This is a genomic window from Streptomyces sp. NPDC051576, from assembly GCF_040681835.1.
Classification (GTDB): Bacteria; Actinomycetota; Actinomycetes; order Streptomycetales; family Streptomycetaceae; genus Streptomyces.
Genome location: NZ_JBFAZO010000007.1, coordinates 184,322 through 201,213 on the forward strand (window position 1 = coordinate 184,322; position 16,892 = coordinate 201,213).

11 protein-coding genes are annotated in these 16,892 nt (G+C 70.5%); 3 read left to right on the plus strand and 8 right to left on the minus strand.

The window, feature by feature from the left end:
* Positions 1–12: 12 nt before the first annotated feature.
* The 3 genes from AB0M63_RS24120 to AB0M63_RS24130 all read right to left on the minus strand — a co-directional run bounded on the left by AB0M63_RS24120 (position 13) and on the right by AB0M63_RS24130 (position 5,657).
* Positions 13–993: a threo-3-hydroxy-L-aspartate ammonia-lyase gene (locus AB0M63_RS24120; protein WP_366020827.1), complete on the minus strand. Its 981-nt coding sequence runs from the start codon at positions 991–993 to the stop codon at positions 13–15.
* Entirely contained in the window at positions 990–1,697 is a 708-nt protein-coding gene (locus tag AB0M63_RS24125; protein WP_366020828.1) for a helix-turn-helix transcriptional regulator, read from the minus strand. Before AB0M63_RS24125 ends, AB0M63_RS24120 begins: the two co-directional genes overlap by 4 nt.
* A 66-nt stretch (positions 1,698–1,763) precedes the next feature.
* Positions 1,764–5,657, minus strand: coding sequence for a helix-turn-helix domain-containing protein (locus AB0M63_RS24130; protein WP_366020829.1), 3,894 nt, complete (start codon positions 5,655–5,657; stop codon positions 1,764–1,766).
* Positions 5,658–5,970: 313 nt separating this feature from the next.
* Here AB0M63_RS24130 and AB0M63_RS24135 point away from each other — a divergent pair, with 313 nt between their 5' ends.
* Positions 5,971–6,768: a hypothetical protein gene (locus AB0M63_RS24135; protein ID WP_366020830.1), complete on the plus strand. Its 798-nt coding sequence runs from the start codon at positions 5,971–5,973 to the stop codon at positions 6,766–6,768.
* Between the two features lie 60 nt (positions 6,769–6,828).
* On the opposite strand, the gene araD is transcribed toward AB0M63_RS24135, so the two are convergent.
* The 5 genes from araD to AB0M63_RS24160 form a co-directional block, all read right to left on the minus strand.
* Positions 6,829–7,554, minus strand: coding sequence for an L-ribulose-5-phosphate 4-epimerase AraD (gene araD, locus AB0M63_RS24140; RefSeq protein ID WP_355910856.1), 726 nt, complete (start codon positions 7,552–7,554; stop codon positions 6,829–6,831).
* A gap of 31 nt (positions 7,555–7,585) precedes the next feature.
* Positions 7,586–9,103: an L-arabinose isomerase gene (gene araA / locus AB0M63_RS24145; protein ID WP_366020831.1), complete on the minus strand. Its 1,518-nt coding sequence runs from the start codon at positions 9,101–9,103 to the stop codon at positions 7,586–7,588.
* Positions 9,104–9,156: 53 nt separating this feature from the next.
* Positions 9,157–10,839: a ribulokinase gene (araB, locus tag AB0M63_RS24150; protein ID WP_355910851.1), complete on the minus strand. Its 1,683-nt coding sequence runs from the start codon at positions 10,837–10,839 to the stop codon at positions 9,157–9,159.
* A 132-nt stretch (positions 10,840–10,971) separates the two neighbouring features.
* Positions 10,972–13,332 carry an alpha-L-arabinofuranosidase C-terminal domain-containing protein gene (locus AB0M63_RS24155; RefSeq protein WP_366020832.1) on the minus strand — a complete coding sequence of 787 codons (2,361 nt, stop codon included), beginning with the start codon at positions 13,330–13,332 and terminating at the stop codon, positions 10,972–10,974.
* A 235-nt stretch (positions 13,333–13,567) separates the two neighbouring features.
* Positions 13,568–14,590: a LacI family DNA-binding transcriptional regulator gene (locus tag AB0M63_RS24160; RefSeq protein ID WP_355924302.1), complete on the minus strand. Its 1,023-nt coding sequence runs from the start codon at positions 14,588–14,590 to the stop codon at positions 13,568–13,570.
* A 42-nt stretch (positions 14,591–14,632) separates the two neighbouring features.
* On the opposite strand from AB0M63_RS24160, the gene AB0M63_RS24165 reads away from it, so the two are divergent.
* Positions 14,633–15,547 carry a family 43 glycosylhydrolase gene (locus AB0M63_RS24165; RefSeq protein WP_355924304.1) on the plus strand — a complete coding sequence of 305 codons (915 nt, stop codon included), beginning with the start codon at positions 14,633–14,635 and terminating at the stop codon, positions 15,545–15,547.
* 65 nt (positions 15,548–15,612) lie between these two features.
* On the plus strand, positions 15,613–16,860 hold the full coding sequence (locus AB0M63_RS24170; protein WP_355924306.1) for an extracellular solute-binding protein: 1,248 nt from the start codon (positions 15,613–15,615) through the stop codon (positions 16,858–16,860).
* The last annotated feature ends 32 nt before the right edge of the window (positions 16,861–16,892 follow it).

Here is a 16,892-nt window from a genome sequence, read left to right on the forward strand (position 1 = left end):
ACGGGGACACCGTCACAACGCGCCGCCGGTGCACAACCGCGCGAAACGCTCGCTGTCGATGTTGCCGCCCGAGACGATCATCCCCACCCGGCCGGTGACCCGGCCCGCACGTCCGGCGAGGAGCGCGGCCAGCGGGGTGGCGCCGCTCGGTTCGACGACGATCTTCAGCCGCTCGAAGGCGAACCGCATCGCGGCCTTGATCTCCTCGTCGCTCACCAACGCGATCTCGTCGACCAGCCGTCGGTTCACGGAGAAGGTCAGCTCGCCGGGCGTCTCGGCCGCCTGCCCGTCGGCGATGGTGCGCGGCACCGGAATGCTCACGCGCCGGCCCGCCTCCAGGGACCGCTTGGTGTCGTCCCCGGCCTCCGGCTCGACACCGATCACGCGGGTGCCCGGGTGCAGCCCCTTGACGGCGGTGGCCGTCCCGGCGATCAGTCCGCCGCCGCCCACGGGCGTCAGCACGGCGTCCAACTCACCCACTTCCTCCACGAGTTCGAGTGCCGCCGTGCCCTGCCCCGCCATGACGTGCGGATGCTCGTACGGCGGGATGAGGCAGAGCCCGCGCTCGGCCGCGAGTGCCTGACCGATGGCTTCCCGGTCGCCGGTGTAGCGGTCGTAGGTGACGATCTCGGCGCCGTACCCCTCGGTGGCGGCCCGCTTCGAAGCGGGGACGTCCTCGGGCATGAGGATCACGGCGGTGGTGCCGAGTTCGCGGGCGGCGAGGGCGACGGCCTGGGCGTGGTTGCCGGAGGAGTAGGCGGCGATGCCCCGGGCCAGTTGCTCCGGTGTCAGCCGGGAGGCCGCGTTGTAGGCGCCGCGGAACTTGAAGGCGCCGATCCGCTGGAAGTTCTCGCACTTCAGGAACACCTCGGCGCCGACGAGTCGGTCGAGGGTGCGCGAGCGCAGCACCGGTGTGCGGTGGGCGGCGCCCTTGATCTGAGCGGCGGCGTCGCGGACGTCGTCGAGAGTGATGAGCGGGGTGCTGGTCGTCACGCGTCTCCTCCAGTGGAAGCGGAATCGGGATCGGCAGGCGTGGCCGTCGCCGCCCGGGCCTGCGCGAGGTAGCTGTAGGCGGACGCCCGGGAGATGCCCAGCCGGACGGCGACCTGCTCGATGGCCCGCCGTACGGCGAAGACCCCGTGCTCGTCGAGGCTGCGGAACAGCTCCAGTCGCTGGGCACGGTCGAGTTGGGCCCACGTCCGGCTCTGCCGTAGCTGATGGGTGTCGACGATGGCCTCGACGACGGAGTCGATGTCGTTGCCGAAGGTGGTGGTGGTCGACGCCTCCGCCACGGCCCCCGCTCCGATCCCGGCCAGCAGGGCCTGCGCCTGCTGTACGGCGGTGACGTCGACGTTGACGCACAGCGCGCCAAACACCGCGCCCGTGGAGTCGCGCAGCACCATCGTGGACGACTTGAGCTGGTGGCCGCCCTTGGTCCGGGTGAGGTAGTTCAGCTCGTCGGCGGCCTCGTCCCCGCGCGCCAGCACCCGCAGCCCGATCTCGCTCATCGCGCCGCCCACCGAGCGCCCGGTCAGGGCTCCGGCAACGGCGACCACCGACTTCTCCGGGGTGCGGTAGTCGTGCAGGACCACCTCGCAGACGGGGCCGAACGTGGCCGCGATCCCGTCGACGACGGGCCTCAACGCGCCGATGATCGCGTCCCGTTCGGCGTCCGGGGCCGGATTGCCGTCCGTCATTCCCACCTCGCGACTTCAGACTGTGTGTCCAATGACTATACCTACAGTCCAAGAGACGCGCGCTCGTCATCTGTCGGGCAGCGCGCCGCAGGGCCGTGCCGGGCTGGACGCGCCGACGTACTCCGTCCATTCGGCCCGGGTGGGCGGGTCCCCCGCCGTGGCACAGACGAGGCGGGCGACGGCCTCGGGGTCCATGGTCCACAGGTGTGCCGCGGCGGCGGACCCGGCGCTGGCGAGGGTGCCGTTCTGCGGGTCGAAGGCCACGGCGTAGGTGGCGCCTTCGGGTGCGGTGAGGGCGGCGAGGAGCACGGGACGGGCCGGGATCGTGGTGTCCCAGACCCGGATGCCGCCGTCACCGCTGCCGGCCGCGAGGCTGCGGCCGTCCGTCCCGAACTGCACGCTGTAGACATACCCTTTGGGCCCGGTGAGGGCCGCGCCGAGCGCGCCCGGGCGACCGGCTCCCGACATCCGCCACAGCCGCACGGTGTTGTCGGCGCTGCCCGCCGCGAGCAGTCCCCCGCTCGGGGCGAACGCCACGGAGGAGACGAAGTTCCCGAACCCGCCGAGCGTGCCGACGGCCTTGGCCCGCCGTGGTGCGCTGACATTCCAGACCCGCACCAGCTTGTCGGTGCCGCCCGCGACGAGCAGCCGGCCGTCCGGGCTGAACGCGACCGACATGACGTAGTTGTCGGTGCTGGTGGCGAGACGCGGCAGCGGTACGGGACGGGTGGGGGTCGTGAGGTCCCAGAGCCACAACTCCGCGGAGCTGGTGCCGACCGCGAGCACCTGGCCGACCGGGTCGAAGACCACGGACTGGACGGTCTTGGTGGGGCCGCGCAGCGTGCTGACGTATCGCGGGTGCGCCGGGTCCGCGACGTTCCATATCTCCACGGTTCCGTCGCCGCCCCCGATCGCCAGGAGTTCCCCGTCTCCGCTGAAGGCGGCGGCGCCGGAGAAGCTGTGCGGGTGGGCCGGGTCGGCGATGGCGGGTCCTGCCTGGACCGGTACGCGCGGGTCGCCGGTCCGCCAGAGCGTGACCGGGCCGCCGGACCGGGCGACGGCGAGGAGATGGCCCGACCCGCGGTAGGCGAGGAAGAAGGCGGGGTCGGCGGTGCCGGGCAGTGCCGGTACCCGCAGGTCCCACAGCCGGGCCTGGCCGTCCGCGGCCGCCGTGGCGAGGGTGTGGCCGTCGGGGAGGAAGGCGGCCGCGGTGACATGGCTGGGGTGCGGCAGGGTCATCAGCGCCGAACCGGTGGTGGTGGACCACAGCCATACGGCGTTGTCGGATCCGCCGCCGGCCAGCGTGCTGCCGTCGGGGCTGAAGACGAGCGCGTTCACCCAGGTCGTCGGTCCGTTGAGCCGGAGCGGACTGGGGTCGGGGCGTGCGGGCCGGGTCACGTTCCACAACCGCACCGACCCGTCCGAGGCACCCACCGCGAGCAGATGGCCGACCGGGCTGAAGGCGACGGCGAGCACGTCGTCGTCGGCACCGAGCGGCTTGCCGAGGCCGCGCGGGTGGCGGGGATCGGTCACGTCCCACAGGCGCGCGGTGTGGTCGGCGTCCCCGGCGGCCAGGGTGCGGCTGTCGGGGGCGAACGCGACGGACTGGACGTAGCCCGTTCCGCCGACGAGAGGGGTGCCGAGGGACGTCGGGTGGCGCGGGTCGTGGATGTCCCACAGGCGTACGGTCCGGTCGGCGCCGCCCGCCGCCAGAGTGCGGCCGTCGGGGCTGAGCGCAAGGGAGTAGACGGTGTCGGCGGGAGGGTCCGGGAGCGCGCCGAGGGACTGGGCACGGGTGCCGTTCAGGGCCCACAGCCACACCGTTCGGTCGGCGCCCGCGGCGGCGAGCAGGCGGCCGTCGCGGCTGAGGGCGACCGCGTAGACGGCCTGCTTGCCTTTGCTGAGGGGGGTGCCGAGGGTCCGGGGTGCGGCCCGGTCGGTGATGTTCCAGCGGCGCACGCTCGGGTCGACGCCGCCTGCGACGAGGGTGTGTCCGTCGGCCGACAGGGCCAGTGACTGGAGGGCGCCGTGCTGCCCGAGAAGGCGGGTGACCTGCGGTACGGCGAAGGCGCCGAGGAGGCTGGCGCGGGCTTCGGGGGTGGGTGAGGTTCGGTATGCGGTGAGGGAGAGTTGGGCCGCCAGGCCGATGTCCTGCTTGCGTAAGTCGTCGGCTTCGGTGGCGATTTGACGGGACAGCGCGATGTCGCGCGCGGTCAACGCGGCGGAACGCTGCCGGTCGGCGGACCGCTTCTGGACGACGGCCACTCCGGCGAGCAGTCCGGCCAGGACGAGCAACACCGTGAGAATGCCGAGGAGTTGGCGGCGCAGACGGATACCCCGGGCGGCCGTGATCCGTTCGGCGGCGGCCAGGCCACGGCTCTCGACCAGGAACTCCCGCTCGCGGCTGTTGATGTCGGCGGACCGTCCCGCTCCGGCCAGCCAGTCCTCGACGGCGGACAGCAGACCGCCCCGGTAGAGCAGGCCGGGGTCGCGGCCGTTGTCCCGCCACCGTTCGGCGTCGTCGGTGAGGCGGCGGTGGATCCGCAGGCCGTCCCGGTCGGCGTCGATCCAGTCCCGTAATCGGGGCCAGGCCTGGACGAGGATCTCGTGGCTGAACTCAATGTGCTCCCGGTCCGCGGTGAGCAGCCGCCGCGTGATGAAGGCGTCGAGCACCTCGCGTACGGCATCGGGTTCGTCCTCGGCGAGCAGCAGTTCACCGCGGGCGATCCGGCGCCGGGTGTCGACCGAGCCGTCCCCGACATGGACCAGCCGCATGAAGACGCGGCGCGCCAACTCCTGCTGCGCGGGCGGCAGTCCGGCATACGCGGTCTCCGCGGTGTTGGCGACGGCGTCACGGATACCGCCGCTGTCCCGGTAGTCCGCGACGGTGAGGGTACGGCCCTGACCGCGTTCCCACATGGTCAGCAGGACGTGCGAGAGCAGGGGCAGCGCACCCGCGTCGCCGGTCGGCACCGAGGCTCCCGACAGCGGGGCGAGGTCCCGGACCAGCAGATCGGCGAGACCGTCGGCGAACTCCACTCCGGCCCGGCGGGCGGGCTCGGTCATCGCCAGCCGCAGATCCGTCTCGTTCATCGGACCGACCACCAGGTGCGAGTCCTGGAGGACCGGCACGAGGACGGGGTGCAGGGACGCCTGCGCGAAGAAGTCGGCGCGCAGCCCGACCACCACGACGGTGGCCGACTCCCCTCCGGGGGCGGCGAGTTGGGTGAGCGCGGTGATGAAGTCACGGCGTTCCTGCTCGTCGGTGCAGGTGGTGAATGTCTCTTCGAACTGGTCGACTACGTACACGGTGGTACGGGGGACTACGACGGCGTCCGCCGCCCGGGCGGCATCGAGGGCGGCGAGCGGATGGGCTCCCGGGGTGAGGAGCCGGATCACGATGTCCGGGCCCAACTCCGGTACCCCGTCCGCCCGGAGGGTGCCGATCAGTCCGGCGCGCAGCAGCGAGGACTTGCCGGCCCCCGACGCGCCCACCACGACCAGCAACCCACCCCCGGCCGCGCGCAGCGCCACCGTAACCTCGCACAGCCGACGGGTCAGCGCCTCGCGGCCGAAGAACCGCTCCGCGTCCTGGGGTTGGAACGCGGCGAGCCCCAGATAGGGAGCGGGTGCTCCGGCCGGGCGGGGTGCGGGGCCGCGGCGGACCCGGCTCAGTGCCTCGACCCACAGCGAGATCTCCTCGGGGTCGGTGACCCCGCACGCCCGGACCAGGGTGGGCAGGGTGTCGGGGAGCGTCGCCAGGGGCAGATGACTGCCGGCGAAGTAGCCGCCGAGGGTGGCCCGGGACACCCCGGTGATCTGGGCGAGGCGGCGGATCGAGAGCCCGGAGTGGTCCTTGAGCGCGCTGAGCGCGGTGGCCAGCTCCTTCTGCGTGCCGACCCGGTCCGGCACCGGCCGGCGTGGTCTGACGACATGCTCGTCCTGCCCGATTTCATCCATGCCCGCCCCCGCACGCCCATGCCTGAAACCCGGTGTCCGCGGCTTGCCGCGGGTGTCCGGACTTGTCCGAGTGTTACAGAACACATCGTGTTCCGTGGGCAGTTCGGGCTTTTCTGGGGGCACCGGCGAGCGAACAGGGAGTGCGTGTGGAACACGTTGCGGAAAGCGCGGTGACTGACCTGCGGACGTGGGCGGCGGCGGTTCGGCGTCACGGAGGCGCAGGGCCTTTCCGCGGTGGTCTCCGAGATCGTCCTGGCGGACAGGGGCTCATGAACCCTGTCCGGCATCTCGAGCGGCTGACGGGGCGACGGCAGTGAGCCTCTTCGGCCAACGCCCCGAACCCGACCCGTCGTTCACCGCCGTACTGGCCAACGACACCACCCGGTCCCGGCGCCGCCTGGCCGACAACCAGCACGTCCTGCGCGAGACCCTGGACGGCGACGAGGAGGTGCACCTCATCGCAGTGGAGGAAGCCCTCAACTCCCGTGTGGTGACGGTGACTTCAGGGCGCCTGCTGGTGGTCCGCAAAGGACGGACGGAGGGCTCGTACACCCGCGACCGGATCACGCGAACCCGGCTGGGACGGCTCCCGAACGGCACGATGCTCGCCTTCGTGGACGGCGCCGGCCTGATGTTCTCGTTCCTGACCGCGCACACCGCCGACCGGTTGGCGTTCGCCGTCGACCGCTTCCTCCTGACCCCGCCCGTCCGGCGCACGGCGGCCCGCGACATCCCGGAACTGCTGCCCGACTACTACCGGGGCATCCTGTTCGCGACGGGCAAGCCGGACACCGCGGACAACATCGTGGCCCTCGTCGAACTCCTCAGTCAGATGCTCACGTCGAACGCCGCGATGTTCTTCCGGCAGACCGGCGACCAGGCCACCGACCAGTCCTTCATGGCCCGCTTCAAGGGCGGCGGCCCCGAGGAGCGGCTGCTCCACGTCGTCGACGACATGATCGACTTCCTGTGGGACTGGAACCCGCGCTGCCACAACGCCCTGCGCACCTTCGTACGCGACGCCCGCACCACCCTGACCGGCCCCGGCAGCCGCCTGTGGCGCTACGGCGACGAACTGCCCAGGGGGCTGTGGGAGTCAGGGGAGGAATGACACCGGTTCCAGCCGCACAGGGGACGGCTGGAACCGCCCGTGAGGCGGCGGATGCGGTGATCACACGCCGGTCGCCGCCTCCGGGTTGCCGTAGTAGGCGTCGGGGCCGTGTTTGCGGGTGTAGTGGCGTTCGACCAGGTGGCGGGGCGGTGGGCCGGTCGGGGACAGGGCGAGGGTGTGGATGGCGATGTCGGCGACCGCCTCGCAGATGATGGCGTGTTCGAGGGACTTGCGGGCGGTGGCGCCCCAGGTGAAGGGACCGTGGTTCGCGACCAGGGCCGCGGGCACCTCGACCGCCTTCTGGTCGTCCTCCGCCAGCATGTCGACGATCACGCGGCCGGTGTTGTACTCGTAGTCCAGGGCGCACTGCTCCGGCGTGAGGTCGGGGGTGCAGGGGATCGGGCCGTTGAAGGTGTCGGCGTGGGTGGTGCCCAGGACCGGGATGTCGCGGCGGGCCTGGGCGAAGGCGACCGCGTGGGTGGAGTGGGTGTGGGTGACCCCGCCGGTGGACGGGAAGGCGAGGTAGAGGCAGCGGTGGGTCTCGGTGTCGGTGGAGGGGCGCAGGTCGCCGTCGACAACCTTGCCGTCGGACAGACGGACGGTCACCAGGTGGTCGAGGGTGAGGTCCTCGTAGGGCACACCGGAGGGCTTGATGACGAAGACGCCCGCCTCCCGGTCGATCCCGCTCACATTGCCCCAGGTCAGGGTCGCGAGGCCGACCTCGGGGATGGCCAGGTTGGCGTCCAGCACCTCTTGCCGCAGGCCGTCGCGGACTCGCGCGGTCATCGATCGTCTCCTTCTGCGCGGGGCGCGTGGCTCACAGGGCCTGGGCGAGGCGGTGGTAGGCGGCGTTCCAGCGGATCTCCTTGGCGAGGTGGTCGCTGCTGGTGTTCTCGTCGATGGTGAGCAGTTCGACGCCGGTCATGGCGGCGAAGTCGGCCAGCGTCTCCAGGTCGACGGCGGAGCTGAGCACGGTGTGGTGCGGGGCGCCGGCCAGCAGCCAGCTCTCGGCCGACTCCGCGAGCGAGGGGCGCGGCTTCCATACCGCCCGGGCGACGGGCAGTTGGGGCAGTGGTTGGCTGGGCGCGACCACGTCGACCACGTTGGCGGTGAGGCGGAAGCGGTCGCCGAGGTCGGCCAGGCCGACGACCACGCCGGGGCCGGGCGCCGCGTCGAAGACCAGTCGGACGGGGTCCTCGCGGTCGCCGATCGACAGTGCGTGGATCTCACAACTCGGGCGGCCGGCCGCGATGGAGGGGCAGACCTCCAGCATGTGGGCGCCCAGGATGCGCGGTTCACCCGGACCGAGGTGGTAGGTGTAGTCCTCCATAAAGCTGGTGCCGCCGGGCCGGCCCGCGCCCATCACCTTCATCGTGCGCAGCAGCGCGGAGGTCTTCCAGTCCCCTTCGCCGCCGAAGCCGTAGCCGTCGGCCATCAGCCGCTGGACGGCGAGACCGGGCAACTGCCGCAGCCCGCCCAGGTCTTCGAAGTTGGTGGTGAAGGCGGTGAAGCCGCCCTCGGTCAGGAAGGTCCGCAGACCGATCTCCTGACGTGCGGCGTAGCGCAGCGAGTCGTGGCGGATGCCGCCGGGGCGCAGCGCGGGCCGTACGTCGTACTGCTCCTCGTAGAGCGCGGCGAGTTCCGTGACGGCCTTGTCCTCGACGGCGTCGACGACCGCGACCAGGTCGTTGACGCCGTAGGTGTTCACCGAGTAACCGAACCGGAGTTGAGCCTCGACCTTGTCGCCCTCGGTCACGGCGACGTCGCGCATGTTGTCGCCGAAGCGGGCCAGCCGCAGGGTGCGCGCCGCGTGCCGGCCGGCGGCGGCCCGCGACCATGCCGCGATACGGCGGATCACGCGCGGGTCCGTCGCATGCCCGGCGACGATCTTCCGGTTGACGCCGACACGTGCCTCGATATGCCCGAACTCCCGGTCGCCGTGGGCGGCTTGGTTGAGGTTCATGAAGTTCATGTCGATGCTCGACCAGGGCAGCGACAGGTTGTACTGGGTGTGCAGGTGCAGCACCGGCCGGTCCAGGGCGCTCAGTCCGGCGATCCACATCTTCGCCGGGGAGAAGGTGTGCATCCACACGATCACCCCCACGCAGTCGTCGGAGGCACTGGCCTCCAGGCACAGCCTGCGGATCGACTCGGCGTCGGTGAGGACCGGCTTCCACACGATCCGCAGGGGTATCTCCTCGGCGGCGCCGAGGCGTTCGGATATCTGCTGGGACTGATGGGCGACCTGGGCCAGGGTGTCGTCGCCGTACAGTGCCTGGCTGCCGGTGAGAAACCAGATCTCCCGGCCGGTGGTCGGTTCTCCGAGTGAGGCCATGATGGGGTTCTGCCTTTCAAGTGGTGCGAGTTCGGGGCGAGTTGTCGGGACGCTCAGGCGGATGCCTCGGCGCGGAGGCGGCGCAGGCGGTGCATGACCTCGTTGGTGCCGCGGCCGAAGTAGTCGTGCAGCAGCCGGTATTCGGCATACAGCCGGTCGTAGGCCGCGGCGCGTTCCGGGTCGGGCTGGTAGACGCCCCGGTCGGCCTTGCCCATCGAGCGGGCGGCGGCCTGGATGTCGGTGTGGGCCCCGGCGGCGACCGCCGCGTGCATCGCCGCGCCCAGGGCCGGGCCCTGGGTGGAGCCGATGACACCCAGGGGTCGGCGGGTGACGTCCGCGTAGATCTGCATCAGCAGCGCGTTCTTCGTCAGCCCGCCCGCGACGATCAGTTCGCCGACCGGCACTCCGGACGTCTCGAAGGCCTCGATGATGGTCCGGGTGCCGAACGCGGTGGCCTCCAGCAGTGCCCGGTAGACGTCCTCGGGCCGGGTCGACAGCGTCAACCCCACGACCACACCGCTCAGTTCGTGGTCGACCAGCACCGAGCGGTTGCCGCTGTGCCAGTCCAGCGCGACCAACCCGTGCTCGCCCACCCGCTGTCCGGCCGCGAGGGCGGTGAGGTGCTCGTGCGCGTCACGGCCCAGCGCGGCCGCCTCCTCGGCGTACGACGCCGGAAAACCGGTGCGCACGAACCAGCCGAAGATGTCACCGACCCCGCTCTGCCCGGCCTCGTAACCCCAAAGACCCGGCAGAATCCCGCCGTCGACGACCCCGCACATGCCCGGCACCACGCCCTGCCGGTCACTGCTCATCACATGGCAGGTGGAGGTGCCCATGATGGCCACCATCTGCCCCGGGTCCACCGCTCCCGCCGCGGGCGCCGTCACATGCGCGTCGACGTTGCCGACGCACACGGCGATGCCCTCGGGCAGGCCCGTCCACGCCGCAGCCTCCGCAGTCAACCCGCCCGCGCGAGCTCCGAGTTGACCGATCGGCTGGTCCAGCTTGTCCATCACGAAGCCGGCGAAGGCGGGGTTCAGCGCCGCCAGGTAGTCACTGGAGGGGTAACTCCCTTCCTGGAGCTGGCCCTTGTACCCGGCGGTGCAGGCGTTGCGCAGATACGTGCCGCTCAACCGCCAGACGATCCAGTCGGCGGCCTCGATCCAGCGCTCGGTCAACTCGTAGAGTTCGGGGTCCTCCTCCAGCAGTTGGAGCGCCTTGGCGAACTCCCACTCCGAGGAGATCTTCCCGCCGTAGCGCTGGAGCCAGGGCTCCTTGCGTGCGTCGGCGAGTTCGGTGATGCGGTCGGCCTGCGCCTGCGCCGCGTGGTGGCGCCAGAGTTTGACGTAGGCATGCGGGCGGCCGGCGAGTCCGGGGAGTTCGCACAGGGGTGTGCCGTCGGCGAGCGTCGGCAGCACCGTGCACGCGGTGAAGTCCGTGCCGATGCCGATCACCTGCTCCGGTGGCACACCGGCGGCGGCGAGCGCCTCGGGCACCGCGTGGCGCAGCACGTCGAGGTAGTCCGAGGGCACCTGCAGGGCCCAGTCCGGGGGCAGCCGGGTGCCGTCCGGCAGTTCCCGGTCCAGGACGGCATGCCGGTAGGCGTGCTCGGCGGTCCCCAGCTCCGCGCCGTCGCGGACGCGGACCACCACGGCCCGTCCGGAGAGCGTCCCGTAGTCGACTCCTACGACGTAGGTTTCCGGGATTCCGGCTGTCTCGTCCGCGGTGTTCACCATCGGCTTCCTCCACGCAAGGTGTTCTCTTTATCGATACAACGAGATGGTTCGACATCCTGTACCAAGTTCGACATATGGCACAAGAGGTGTGACGTGTCCGCGTGCCCCGCGTGTGCGGGGCACGCGGACACGTCATGCGGGAAGCGACAGGATCGTGAACGAGTACGGCTCGACGCTGACCGGCTCGGACAGGTCGCACCGGGAGCCGACCGGCACGGCCGGGGCCGGCTCGAACGCGGCGCCCGCGCCCGGCGGGGCCGCCAGCGTGGTCCGGGAGGCATCCGTCGCGCCCGTCACGCCGGTGAGGGCGAGGGACGTCCGGACGGTCTGGTCGGTCGCGTTGACGATCTTGACGTGGACCGTGCCGGTGTCGCTGTCGCGGACCGCCGTGGCGGAGAAGCGCTCCTCGATACGGTCCGGGCTGGTCACGTCGTGCACGACGACGCCGTCCAGCAGACAGGTGATGCGCCGGCCCCGGCCCTGTACCCGGATCTCCAGGTCGTACAGGCGATCCGTCTCGACGGAGAACGGGATCGGCTCGACGGCCTCGTCGAGGTCGCCGTCGGCCCGGTAGTACAGGCTGAGGAAGCGGTTCTTCCAGGTGCCGAAGCTCCACTCGAAGTGGTCGGGGCCGTCGACGTCGCCGAACGCCACCGCGAAGCCCTCGTCGCCTCGGGTCTGGCGGGCCTGGAGGGTGATCGTGTAGTCCTCGTCGTCCGTGCTCACGGGGAAGCGGACCAAGGTGGTCTCGGCGTCGACGGCGGCCGACAGCGGTTCGGAGCCGTTGAGGCGAAGCCCGGTGAACGTCACGTCGGCGTCGGCGGCCCGTACCGATACCGACGCCTCACGCTGCGGTGGGCGGGTGAACTGCGGAGCGCCGGTGACGGTGACCGGCAGGGAGCGGTCGCCGACCGCCGTGGCGTGCATCTGCTGGACGTAGTAGTTCAGCGACGGCAGCACGCGCTCGTTGTCGAAGTAGATCAGGTCCGGGACCCACTGGGTGCGGTCGAGCTTGGCCAGCAGCGGGGCGTAGGAGGCGAGGCGGACGATGTCGCCGTTGCGTTCCATGCCCATCATGTAGGCAGCCTCGGCAAGGGCGTTGAGCATGGTGTTGCCCTTGGAGCCGTACTCGCCGAGGTAGACGCCGGGGCCGCCGCGGTCGTAGGCGTCGAAGCGGTCGAGGTTCTCGAAGAACCACTTGGGCGATTTGTACGAATGCTCGTCCACGAGGTCCACGGCGAGGTCGCGGGCGAAGCTCCAGCCCTGCTCGTAGTCGTCGCCGAAGGGGCTGGGTCCTGCCGTGCCGATGAGGGTGAGTTCGGGGTGCTTGCCGCGGACCGCCTGGTAGATGCGCTCGAACCGGTTCCGGAAGACGGCGTTGATCTTGTCCTCGTTGCCGATGGCCAGGTACTCCAGGCCGAAGGGCTCCGGGTGGCCCAGCTCCGCGCGGCGCGCGCCCCAGAGGGAGTCGGCGGGTCCGTTGGCGAACTCGACGAGGTCGAGCACTTCCTGGACGTAGTCGTCCATCTCGTCGTCGGGGATCGCCCGCGGACCGCCCTCGGTGTTCTGGCAGCACACCCCGGCGGCGAGCACCGGCAGCGGTTTGGCGCCGATCCGCTCGCAGAACCGGAAGTACTCGAAGTAGCCGATCCCCATGGACTGGTGGTAGCCCCAGATGTTGAAGTTCTGCCGCCGCGAGGGGAGTTCACCGATGGTGTCCTTCCAGCGGTACATGTTCTCCAGGCCGAGGCCGTGAGCGACACAGCCGCCGGGGAAGCGGACGAAGCGGGGCTTCAACTCCGCGATGGCCTCGGCGAGATCTCGGCGCAGTCCGTTGCGCTCGCCCGCGAAGGTGTCCGTCGGGAACAGGGACACGAAGTCGACGCCGACCTCGGCGGGGGCGTCGACGGAGAGCACGAGCCGTGCGGCGGCGCAGGACCGGTCGGCGGTCAGGACGCCTTCGTAGGACTCCCATGGGCCGGTTACCGAAGGGAAGCCAAGGTCAGCGATCAACTCCCCGTCCTCGTCGGTCAGTTCGACCCGGAGTGCGGCGGGGGCGCCGGAGAACGAGCGCGCGTACACGCTGAAGCGGTACGAGCCCCCTTCGGTGACGCTGATCCCGTCGAATCCCTCGTTCACCAGCGCGACGCTTCCGGCCGGCGCGGAGGTACGAAGGACCGCGTAGCGCGATGACTGCGGGGCGACCGGGTTCTCGGTCCGGAGAGTCACCTCCCCGGCGTCGGCGGGCTCGGCGCGCACGCTCCATCCGGTCAGGGCGTGCCAGTCGGGCCGGTCCCGCGCGCTGTAGTCGAAGGACCGGTTCTGCACCAGCTCGCCGTAGAGGCCGCCGTCCGCCGAGTAGTTGATGTCCTCGAAGAAGATTCCCCACAGGTCGCGCGAGATGGCCCTGCCCGGCGCACCGGTGTCCACCACGATGCTGGTCGGCGTCAGGCTGCTGTCGGCCTCGGTGGCCGATCCTGTTTCGATGCCCATAAGTGACCCCTTCTCTGGGGGAGTTGGCGCGGACCCGAACCGGTGGGGTGAGGCTCCGGCCGGCACGTGTCGTCAAATTCGTTATTTCCGGGGCATTGCCAGCGGCGATCCAGACTGTAACGATACACACCGCGCCGGGGCAATGCCCCGGTACAAGATCCGGTCCATCGGTGGGGAGGTGCCTGTGAGCGTCGGCATAGCGTCGGTGTCGGTCCGCCGAGGGGCGGGCCCCGGCTCAGTGGCCGGGTGTCCGGCCCACCGTGGACTCCCGGGCCACGACGGTGAAAGGACTCACGTGTTCCCTCACCCCGCCCTCCGGTGTCTGTCCCGCGATGCGGGCGACCAGCCGGTCCACCGCGACCCGGGCCATGGCCTGGTGGTCGGGGTCGACGGTGGAGAGCGAGGGAACGGTGTACGAGCCTTCGTCGATGCCGTCGAAGCCGATGACCTTCACCTGGTCGGGCACGGCGATGTCGAGGTCCGCCAGGCCGCGCAGCACGCCGATCGCGACGGTGTCGGTCACACAGAAGATGCCGTCGAAATGGGCCCCGCCGCGGACCAGGGAACGGACGGCCCGTGCCCCGCTGCGCATGGTGAACTCGTCGAGATGGACGACCAGTTCGGGGTGGACGTCGAGTCCGGCCTCGGCCAGCGCCTGCTGGTAGCCGGCGAAGCGCAGGCTGGACATGTCGATCTCGTCGGAGGGCGGGCCGTAGAGGATGGCCACCCTGCGGCAGCCGTTCTCGATCAGGTGGGCCGTGGCCGCCCGGGCGCCGTCCACGTTGGGCATGGCGACATGGTCGACCGGGCCCTCGAAGATGCGCTCGCCGAGCAGGACGACCGGGTAGTCCGTGCGGAACAGGTCGGTGTCGGCCTGGCCCATGCCGACGGTGCTGAGGATGAGCCCGTCGTAGAGCCGGTTGCGGGACATCGCGAGCGCGTCCAGCTCGTTCTCCCGGGACGCCCCGGTCTGTTCGAGGACCACCCGCAGCTGCTGGTCGGCGGCGGCCTTGATGATCTCCGCGGCCAGTTGGCCGTTGTAGGGCCGGTCGACCTCGGGCACCGCCAGACCGATCGTCCCGGTGCGACCGCGGCGCAGGTTGCGGGCGGCCACGTTGACGGTGTAGCCGAGCCTGGCTATGGCCTCCAGCACCTTGGCCCGGGTCGTGGATCTGACGTTCGGGTGGTCGTTGATGACGTTGGACACCGTCATCGGCGAGACGCCGGCCTCTTTGGCGACGTCTTGTATCGTTACCAATTTTTTCTCTTCCTCCTCGGAACGACAGGATTTCAGTCTGACATGGATGATCTCGCAGCGGATCAACCCGCCGTCGCAATGCCGGTCGGCTCCCCCGTCCCCGGATATTTCGCGGACCCCGCACTCGTGGCGTTCGACGGGCGGTACTACGTCTATCCCACGACGGACGGCAGTGACCAGTGGGCGGCCACCGCGTTCCGGGCGTTCTCCTCGGCCGACCTGCTCGACTGGCACGACCACGGAGTCGTCCTCGAACTGGGCCGCGACGTGACCTGGGCACAGCGGCACGCCTGGGCGCCGGCCGCCGCCTCCCGCGCCGGGCGCTACTACCTGTACTTCACGGCACGCACCGACAGCATCGGGGTGGCCGTGGCGGACTCGCCGCTCGGTCCCTTCCGCGACCTGGGCAGGCCGCTGATCGAGGCCGGCCGTTTCGAGGGCCGGGCGATCGACCCGTCGGTGTTCACCGACGACGACGGCACGGCCTACCTCTACTGGGGAAACGGCACAGCCCACGGGGTGCCGCTCAACGAGGACATGACGTCCTTCGACGCGTCCCGGGTCGTGAGTTGGACGCCCACGGATTTCCGTGAAGCGGCCCATGTACACAGACGCGGTGACGTGTACTACTTGTCCTGGTCCGTGGACGACACCCGCGACGAGAACTACCGGGTCCTCTACGCCACGGGCCCCGGACCGCTCGGCCCCTGGACCGACCGCGGTGTGCTGCTGGAGAAGGCCGCCGACCGCGGCATCCTGGCGACCGGCCACCACTCGGTCCTCAACATCCCCGGCACGGACGAGTGGGTCATCGCCTACCACCGTTTCGCGATCCCCGGCGGCGACGGCTTCCACCGCGAGCTCGCCTTCGACCTTCTGCACCACCAGGCGGACGGGTCGATCACCAGGGTCGTTCCGGCCTCCGCACCCTTGTGCATCCCGCTTCAGGACGGGTGAAGACAGGTGTCGAACACAGTGAGAAATCCGCTCGAGAAGAACCCTCATCACAACAGGAGCAAGTCATGAGACGTCAGAGAATCGCGACCGCGGTCGCCCTGAGCGGTCTGCTCGCCACGCTGGCGGCATGCGGTGGCGGGAGCGGATCGAGCACCGCCTCCGCGGACGGCAAGGGCACCCTGACGTTCTTCACCTGGGACGCGGAGGCGACCATGCAGCCGCTGGTCAACGAGTTCCAGAAGGAGAACCCGGGCATCAAGATCAAGATGTCCTACGCGCCCCCGGTGGACGACTACATCAACACCCTGCAGAAGCGGCTGCTCGCCCACCAGGCCGCCGACGTGTTCATCCTCGGCAACAAGACCGAGCAGGTCGGCGGCGGCTATGTGAAGGACCTGACCAACCTCAAGGCGGTGAGCGAGGTCTCGCCGTTCAACAAGGCCGCCGAGACCTACAAGGGCAAGGTCTACGGCGTGTCGACGGTCTCCTGGGGCGGCGGCTACCTGGTCAACCTGGATCTGCTGGCCAAGGTCGGCGTCACCAAGCCGCCGGCCACCTGGGCCGAGTTCCTCGCGATGTGCGCGAAGCTCAAGGCGAAGGGCATCAGCCCGCTGCTCGAACCGTCGGACGGCATCTCGACGACCGTGATGGCCAAGATAGGGCAGGCCGACCAGCAGGCCGGCGGCGACCTGGACACGCAGATCTACGACGGCAAGACCACGTTCAGCAAGGCGTGGACGCCCTCGCTGGACTCCTGGGCGCAGCTCTACCAGAAGGGCCTCGTGTCCAAGGACGTGGCCGGTCTGAAGGGCGACCAGGTCCAGAGTGAGTTCATCTCCGGCCGGGTCGCGATGATCGCCACGGGTTCCTGGGGTGTCGCCCCGGTCCGGCAGGGCGCCAAGAAGATGAAGATCGACTTCTGGCCGGTGCCGGGCGAGCAGGCCGGTCAGGACTACTGGGCCGGTGCCGCCGCTCCCGCCTACGCGATCAACTCACGGGCCAAGAACCCGGTGGCGGCCGAGAAGTGGATCAACTTCCTGGCCGGGGCCAAGGGTTCGAAGATCTACCACGACACCACCGGTTCCATCACCACGACGTCGACGTACAAGCCCAACCTGGACCCGGCGCTCGCCAAGATGTACCCGGCCGTCGTCGCCGGAAAGATCTGGTGCACCTGGCAGGCCTGGCCCGGCGCGAACACCAGCCCGCTGGACGCCGCGATGCTCGCCGAGGTCCAGCAGACGGTCCTGGGCGAGGCCAAGCCCGCGGACGTCACCAAGGCACTGGACTCCAAGTGGGCCACCCTCAAGTAGACCGCCCGGAATTAGCCCCACCTCAGCCGTAC

Excerpts from the sequence above, each read along its gene's own strand:
- araA (WP_366020831.1), bottom strand. The coding sequence starts at position 9,103 with ATGGCCTCACTCGGAGAACCGACCACCGGCCGGGAGATCTGGTTTCTC.
- araD (WP_355910856.1), bottom strand. The coding sequence starts at position 7,554 with ATGACCGCGCGAGTCCGCGACGGCCTGCGGCAAGAGGTGCTGGACGCC.
- AB0M63_RS24170 (WP_355924306.1), top strand. The coding sequence starts at position 15,613 with ATGAGACGTCAGAGAATCGCGACCGCGGTCGCCCTGAGCGGTCTGCTC.
- AB0M63_RS24130 (WP_366020829.1), bottom strand. The coding sequence starts at position 5,657 with ATGGATGAAATCGGGCAGGACGAGCATGTCGTCAGACCACGCCGGCCG.
- AB0M63_RS24125 (WP_366020828.1), bottom strand. The coding sequence starts at position 1,697 with ATGACGGACGGCAATCCGGCCCCGGACGCCGAACGGGACGCGATCATC.
- AB0M63_RS24155 (WP_366020832.1), bottom strand. The coding sequence starts at position 13,332 with ATGGGCATCGAAACAGGATCGGCCACCGAGGCCGACAGCAGCCTGACG.
- araB (WP_355910851.1), bottom strand. The coding sequence starts at position 10,839 with ATGGTGAACACCGCGGACGAGACAGCCGGAATCCCGGAAACCTACGTC.
- AB0M63_RS24165 (WP_355924304.1), top strand. The coding sequence starts at position 14,633 with ATGGATGATCTCGCAGCGGATCAACCCGCCGTCGCAATGCCGGTCGGC.